The organism is Paenibacillus sp. A3 (assembly GCF_001399685.1).
Lineage (GTDB): Bacteria > Bacillota > Bacilli > Paenibacillales > NBRC-103111 > Paenibacillus_G.
The window spans coordinates 1-6,884 of record NZ_JTHN01000131.1; the positions used below are offsets into that span (position 1 = coordinate 1).

Consider the following 6,884-nt stretch of genomic DNA (forward strand, 5'->3'; position numbering starts at 1 on the left):
TACTCTGATTAAAACACAAATGACCCACAAGATGGTCACTTTTTTCAAAGTGTCCTTCTTGTGGGTCACAGTTCGTCAAGACGGGGTGTTCTTCATTATGACCTACGCATTCAGGCGCTCGTCGACTCCAGCGCCAGCGTGAACGGCTGCGGCTTGGCCGAAGCGTCCGGCGGGAAATAAACGATGAGCAGCTGCTCGCTTGTCCGGTCCAGCTCCCCGCTTTGCAAGTAACGGTCCAGCCGGAACGGCAGCTTTTCGATCATGACATGCTTATGCAGATCCTTCTCCCCGATGCCCAGTGCGGCGAACGAACCGGATACCGCTTCAGGCTGCTCGGCAAGCAGCCGCAAATAATCGGACTGCCGAGGCTTGTCCAAGGTGAAGTTCCACCAGATTTTGCGCGGCTTGTATTTGTGGTTCAGGAAATAATCCAGCTTCATCAAGCCTTCGATGACGTCGAGCTTGGCCGTGCCGCGATGCTTCAGGAACGCATGAAGCCGGGTGAACAAATCCTCAAGCTGGTGCCCGATTTTTTGCCACCCCCGCTCCTCCCAATAATCGCCGAACTCTTGGAAGAAGTCGAAGGCCGACGTAAATTCGCGCTCGATCAAATACCGGACCGTATGGTCCATACGATGGGCGTTCCAGTATTTTTCCAGTACATCCTCTACCCGCTTGATCCGCACCAAGTCCGAGAAAGGCAAAATCTTGTTGCCGAGAATTTCATACGGCGCATGGTCCATGTAGAGGTAGCCGTATTTTTCGGCGTCGTGGCGCATCCCGGTGCCGCGAAGCATTTTCAAAAAACCGAGCTGCAATTCCTCGGGACCGAGGGCGAATACGTCGTTGAACGTTTTACGGAACGAGTTGTAATCTTCCTCGGGCAGCCCGGCAATCAGATCGAGATGCTGATCGATTTTGCCGCTTTCCTTCACCTTCGTCACCGTACGGGTCAGCTTGGCGAAGTTTTGGCGGCGCTTGACGAGGCTGTTGGTCAAATCGTTCGTCGACTGAACCCCGATCTCGAAGCGGAATATGCCGGGCGGCGCGTTCTCCGCCAAATAATCGAGCACTTCCGGCCGCATAATGTCCGCCGTAATCTCGAACTGGAACACGCAGCCGCTATGGTTTTGGATCAGAAATTCGAACATTTCCATGGCGTAATCGCGCTTAATGTTGAATGTCCGGTCCACGAACTTGATCAGCTTCGCTCCAGATCGGATCAGATAAAGCAGGTCGCTCTTGGTCCGCTCCATATCGAAATAACGAACGCCCACTTCGATGGAAGACAGACAGAATTGACAGCTGAACGGACAGCCGCGGCTCGTCTCGAAATAAACGACCCGATTCGCCAGGCTCGGGATGTCCTCGGCAAACCGGTGCGGCGTCGGAATATCGTCCAAGGCCAGCTTCGGCCGCGGCGGGTTGATGACGACCCGTCCCTCTTTGTTGCGGTAGGCGAGGCCGAAGACGCTGTACAGGGCACGGTCTCCTTCAAGCTCGGTCAGCAGGTGATGGAGCGTCTCCTCCCCTTCTCCGACGACGATGAAATTGACTTCCGGCAGCCGGTTCATCCAATACTCCGTATCGTAGGAAACCTCCGGACCACCCAAGACAACGATCAGCTCGGGCATGATCTTCTTGAGCATGCTGACCACGACGATCGTTTCTTCGATGTTCCAGATATAGCAGGAGAAGCCGACAACCTCGGGCTTGCGCTGGTAAATGTCGGATACGATGTTCATCGCCGGGTCCTTGATCGTGTATTCGGCAATTTGGATGCCGGGAAAATCGTGCTGGCTGAACGCCTTCAAATACCGGAGCGCGAGCGAAGTGTGAATATATTTGGCGTTTAACGTCGATAAGACAATATTTTTCATGGGAATTCCGTACCTCTTTACTTATCCATTTTCGTATTGAACAGCATCCCTATTTTACCGCGAAACGGAAACGAACACAAAAAAAGAAAATGGAACGTGACGTCCCATTTTCCCAAAACTAATACAAAGACTCTTGTACAGGCAGGCTGTCCGGCTCAGGGGCCAGCGCAGCAAGCATAAATTCGTCCTGCCCCTCTTCCTTCCACATGTTGGCCTGGGTCAACAGCTGCTCCTCCACCTGCTCCTTTTGCGTTACCAATGCTTGGATATTGCCCTCGGAACGCTCGATATTGTCCTGCAGTCGATTGCGCTCCGCCAGTCTCTTGGCCAATTGGTACAAAATCATGATCTAGAAATCGTCCCTTCGCATCGTATATTATTGTCTTCATGTTACCGGGCAAACATTAAGACAACATTAGGAGAATATAAACAAAAGGTTAAAATTCTCCTTTTCTCTATATATGCAGCATGATGAGCATAGTATTTCCCATTTTTAAGAAAAAAATGTGGAATTTTCGAGCGGAAGGGCCGGCGCCGTCTGTAAAAGCTGCGGCCTGAACCGGAGTCCCGGCCGGCTTATTCCCACCGGAACGTAAAGCTTGCCACGATAAATGCGACGAGGAGCCAGCCGCCTAAAAGTGCCGCTTCCGTCCAGACGACGGAAAGTCCCGCTCCTACGTTCATGACCTGGCGCAGCGCTGTCGTCAAATGGGAGATCGGCAGCAGCTTGACGATTGGCTGAAGGAACTCCGGCATGTTCTTGATCGGGAAAAAGACGCCGCCCAGAAACAGCATCGGGAACGAGATGAAGCCGGCGATCGGCCCGGCGCTTTCCGGCGTTTTGGCCAGGCCGGCAATGATAAAACCGATCGACATGAATGCCAGCGTCCCGAGCACGATAAAGCCGAGCAGCAGCAGCCAGGAGCCGTTCACCTGCGTGCCGAAAAAGAGCGAGCCGACGACCAGCACAATGACGGCCTGCAAGCCGTTCAGCAGCAGCCGCGCCGTAATCTGCGATGCAATAAACGTCGAAGCTTTCAGCGTCGTGCTCTGCATCCGCCGCAGGATGCCCCGCTCCCGCCACGAAGCGATCTGCCCCGCCACCCCGTTCAGGTTGTTGGACATAATCATCATGGCGACGATGCCCGGCACCAGGAAGTCGATATAGCTGAGCTTCAGCGACTGTACGCCTTCCGGCCGGATCGTAATTTTCGGCGTGTAGCCCGACAGCTTCTTGTCGATCCCGTCGATGACCGGAGCCAGCACCTGCAGCCCGATTTGCGAGGTCGCGGCATTCGTTTCGTCGTAATACACTTTGATCGCAGCGGACACCCCCGTGCTGCCCGGCTTCGTTTGTTCCTCGTAGCCCTTCGGAATGACGAGCACAAGCTGGTAATCGCCGCGTTTCAGCGTCTCCAACTCGGGATTTAAATCGGTGGCTGCGTTCAGCCGCAGGATCGGGTTATCCTGCAGCGCCTTCATCAGCGCTTCGGAAGCGGCCGTCCGGTCCTCATCGACGATGGCGCCGGTGACGGAGACCGGATTGCCTTTGCCTAGGAACGAGCCCAGCATGACCATGAAGAAGATCGGAAAAAGCAGCGTCCAAAACAGCACCTGCCGGTTGCGGGCGAACAGCCGCAGTTGGGCAAGCGTCAGATGTATGTAAGCGTTCATGCTTCCCTCAAGCTCCTTCCCGTCATGTGGATGAAGACGTCCTCCAGCGTGGCCGTCCGGGTCTGCAGCTCCTGCACGCGCCATTCCTGCCCTTCCGCCCGGGCGATCAGATCGACCAGCGAGGTTTGCAGATGGTCGGTATACAGCACGAAAATGTCTTTGCGCTGATCCACCTGCTTCACCTCGCTTACTTCCCGCAGCGCTTCCGTTATAGCCTCTTGCCGCTCCTCGCTCCAAGCGTCGGCGCCTTCCAGCCGGAATTCGATGGCGCTGTCTGACTGCAGGTTGCGGACCAGATTCCGGGGCGTATCGAGCGCGATCACCTGTCCGCTGTCCATCAGGCAGATGCGGTCGCACAAAGCATGCGCTTCTTCCATGTAATGCGTGCTGAGCACGATCGTTTTTCCGCGTTCCTTGAGCCTAAGCACAATGTCCCACAGCATCCGCCTGGCCTGCGGGTCCAGCCCCGTCGTCGGCTCGTCCAAAAAGACCACCTGCGGATCGTTCACGAGCGCCAGCGCTATCGCCAGACGCTGTTTTTGCCCGCCGGAGAGGTTTTTGACGCGGTCGTTGCGTTTTTCCTGCAAAATCATATCTTCCAGCAGCGGCTCGATCGGGACGGAGCTCGGGTAAAAACTGGCGTACATGCGGACGATCTCGTGCACTTTCAACAGATCGAACAGCGAGGTGGATTGCAGCTGGACGCCGATCACCTGCTTGACCTGATTCAGCTGCGTCCGGGTATCGAAGCCTGCCACAATCGCATGCCCTTCATCCGGCCGTCGGAGCCCCTCGATCATTTCCATCGTGGTCGTCTTGCCCGCGCCGTTCGGCCCGAGCAGCCCGAACACCTCGCCTTGATATACTTCGAAATGGACGCCTTTTACGGCCGTAAAATCCCCATACCGTTTAACTAAACCGTCCGACTTAATCATCGTTTCCGCCATCGGCAACATCTTCAGCTCCTTTGGGGGCGTTCTTGGAAAAAGCTACAGCTAGAGTATACCATCCGGCCGAGGGGGATGCCTAATCTTAAGCACGGAGCCCGTTTCGCCAATCCGGCCCGGTCATGGTATAGTAAGAACAGCGATTTGACAAGAAACGGAGAGAACGGCATGAGCACTGAATGGAAAAAGAACCGCAATTCTTCGCGTCCGCAGGGAAAAAGACCGGAAGCCGCACGTAAGCCTGGCGGGAAGAACCCTGCGGCAAGTCGGCCCGCGACGGCAGAAGATTTGAGAGCTGGCGACCGGATCGTGGTGACGATCAAGCGGATCGGCATTAACGGCGAGGGCGTCGGCTACTACAAGCGCAAGGCGGTATTCATCGATGGAACGCTGCCGGATGAAGTTGTGAAAGCGACGGTGACAAAGGTCGAGCCGAGCTATATTACGGCCAAGCTGGTGGAAGTGGAAAAGGCTTCGCCGCACCGTCAAAAGCCACCCTGTCCCGTCTACGACAGCTGCGGCGGCTGTCAGCTTCAGCATATGACGTACGAGGCTCAGCTGCGCGCCAAGGAGGAGCTGGTCCGGGAAGCGTTCCGGCGCTATGCAGGCATGGAAACGGCCCCGATCCGGCCGATTCTCGGCATGGACAACCCCTGGAGCTACCGGAACAAAGCGCAGCTGCAGCTCGGCCGTGCAGGCGAGCAGGTCGTCGCGGGCTTGTACTCCCCCGGCACGCATAAGCTCGTCGACATTACCGGCTGCGCGATACACGATCCGGCGATCAACCGAGTCACGGAGACGGTCGCCAAGCTGCTTGGCGAGCTGGACATCCCCGTCTACAACGAACGGACCCGCCAAGGCGTCGTCCGCACCATCGTAGCCCGGGTCGGCCGGCAAACCGGGGAGATTCAGCTCACGCTCATCACCGCGGCGGACCGCATCCCGGACCGCGAACGGCTCGTCCGCCGCATCCGAGACGAGCTACCCCAGGTGACGACTATCGCGCAAAATCTGAATCGAGAAGCTTCTCCGCTCATTTTCGGCGCGAAAACGACGGTGCTGTGGGGCAAGGAGCGGCTGGACGAGACGCTCGGCGACGTCCGCTTCTCCCTCTCCCCCCGCGCCTTCTTCCAGCTGAACCCGGAGCAGACGGTGAAGCTGTACGACGCCGTCCGCGAAGCCGCCGCGCTGACCGGCGAAGAGCTTGTCGTCGATGCCTACTGCGGCACCGGCACGATCGGGCTCTGGCTCGCCCCGCACGCCCATGAGGTGCGCGGCATCGAGCTCATCCCCGAGGCGGTCGACGACGCCCGGGACAATGCCCGGGCAAGCGGCGCAGCGAACGCCCGCTTCTTCGTCGGGCGCGCCGAGCAGTTGCTGCCCGAATGGGTGCAGCGCGGCATCCGCCCCGACGTCGTCGTGGTCGACCCGCCGCGCACCGGCTGCGAGCGCCCGCTGCTGCTCGCGCTCGCCGAGGCGAAGCCGGCACGACTCGTCTACGTGTCGTGCAACCCGTCCACCCTGGCGAAGGACTGCCGGGTGCTGCTTGAGCAAGGCTACCGGCTGGATTGGATTCAGCCGGTGGACATGTTCCCGCAGACGGCGCATGTGGAGTGCGTGGTAAGGATATATCAAGAGGATTGAAGTTAATAACCTGAATTATATATATGGAGAACTTCCTGAAAAGGAGGTTCTTTTTTTGCATAACTAATACGAACATTAATTCTAAACTGTGCGTGACTCATCTAGGTTTTACGGCTAAGATGTATTAAGTTGAACTTTATAAGTTCATTGAAAAAGTAAAAGGGAATAAGGATGAGTTTATTGTTTTTATTGATGGAAATTTCTCAGAGAAAGATCTGGATGAATTACATAGACTTGAAAAACGAGTTTAGGTCTTAAGCTCACTGTAAGCGTGCAAACGAATGAAGCAATTGTTAAGACTATGCGGAAAGAGAAAGTATCCTATAATGAGATTAAGATTGGTAAGAAATAACAGAGAACCAACTGGCAAAAATGGTTAACTTTTTTCAAATAATAAAGGAGTTGGGATGAAATAGTCGCTGTAACAGGAGATTATAATCTAAACCTTCCAAAACAAAAAAATTCTATCGGAGAGGTAATTGAAGTTGATAACAAAACTTATTAGGTGCGTGAACTTAGGGAATAGTTTTATTGTTTATCTAATTGAATTACAATAAAAAGATAATTTTAAGGGAGATGAAAGTAGTGAATAATAAATGTAATTTAAAATGGGCTGATTTAAGCGATTCAGTTAAAACAATAATAGAACACATTGATATTAATTGTTGTGATGAAGATTTTCAAGTTGGAACTAAGTTGAATATACCGTATTTTAAAGGGAGACTCACTCAAGAAATGG

At 54.6% G+C, this 6,884-nt stretch carries 5 protein-coding genes; 1 reads left to right on the plus strand and 4 read right to left on the minus strand.

Annotation, left to right across the window (positions count from 1 at the left end):
• Positions 1-110 precede the first annotated feature (110 nt).
• From QJ48_RS19930 to QJ48_RS19945, 4 genes are all read right to left on the minus strand, one after another.
• A complete protein-coding gene (locus QJ48_RS19930; protein WP_054975270.1) occupies positions 111-1,880 on the minus strand; it encodes a B12-binding domain-containing radical SAM protein in 1,770 nt (589 codons plus the stop codon).
• A 118-nt stretch (positions 1,881-1,998) separates the two neighbouring features.
• Positions 1,999-2,226 (minus strand): hypothetical protein, encoded by a 228-nt coding sequence (locus QJ48_RS19935; RefSeq protein WP_054975271.1) that lies wholly within the window; start codon positions 2,224-2,226, stop codon positions 1,999-2,001.
• A 230-nt stretch (positions 2,227-2,456) separates the two neighbouring features.
• Positions 2,457-3,554 (minus strand): ABC transporter permease, encoded by a 1,098-nt coding sequence (locus tag QJ48_RS19940; protein ID WP_054975272.1) that lies wholly within the window; start codon positions 3,552-3,554, stop codon positions 2,457-2,459.
• Complete coding sequence (locus QJ48_RS19945) at positions 3,551-4,501, minus strand: ABC transporter ATP-binding protein (RefSeq protein WP_054975274.1); 951 nt, start codon at positions 4,499-4,501, stop codon at positions 3,551-3,553. The genes QJ48_RS19940 and QJ48_RS19945 overlap by 4 nt, the downstream gene beginning before the upstream one ends.
• A 168-nt stretch (positions 4,502-4,669) precedes the next feature.
• Here QJ48_RS19945 and rlmD point away from each other — a divergent pair, with 168 nt between their 5' ends.
• Positions 4,670-6,145 (plus strand): 23S rRNA (uracil(1939)-C(5))-methyltransferase RlmD, encoded by a 1,476-nt coding sequence (rlmD, locus tag QJ48_RS19950; RefSeq protein WP_054975273.1) that lies wholly within the window; start codon positions 4,670-4,672, stop codon positions 6,143-6,145.
• Positions 6,146-6,884: the final 739 nt, after the last annotated feature.

Coding starts and splice junctions, on each gene's coding strand:
- QJ48_RS19930 (WP_054975270.1), bottom strand. CDS start 1,880: ATGAAAAATATTGTCTTATCGACGTTAAACGCCAAATATATTCACACT.
- QJ48_RS19935 (WP_054975271.1), bottom strand. CDS start 2,226: ATGATTTTGTACCAATTGGCCAAGAGACTGGCGGAGCGCAATCGACTG.
- QJ48_RS19940 (WP_054975272.1), bottom strand. CDS start 3,554: ATGAACGCTTACATACATCTGACGCTTGCCCAACTGCGGCTGTTCGCC.
- QJ48_RS19945 (WP_054975274.1), bottom strand. CDS start 4,501: ATGGCGGAAACGATGATTAAGTCGGACGGTTTAGTTAAACGGTATGGG.
- rlmD (WP_054975273.1), top strand. CDS start 4,670: ATGAGCACTGAATGGAAAAAGAACCGCAATTCTTCGCGTCCGCAGGGA.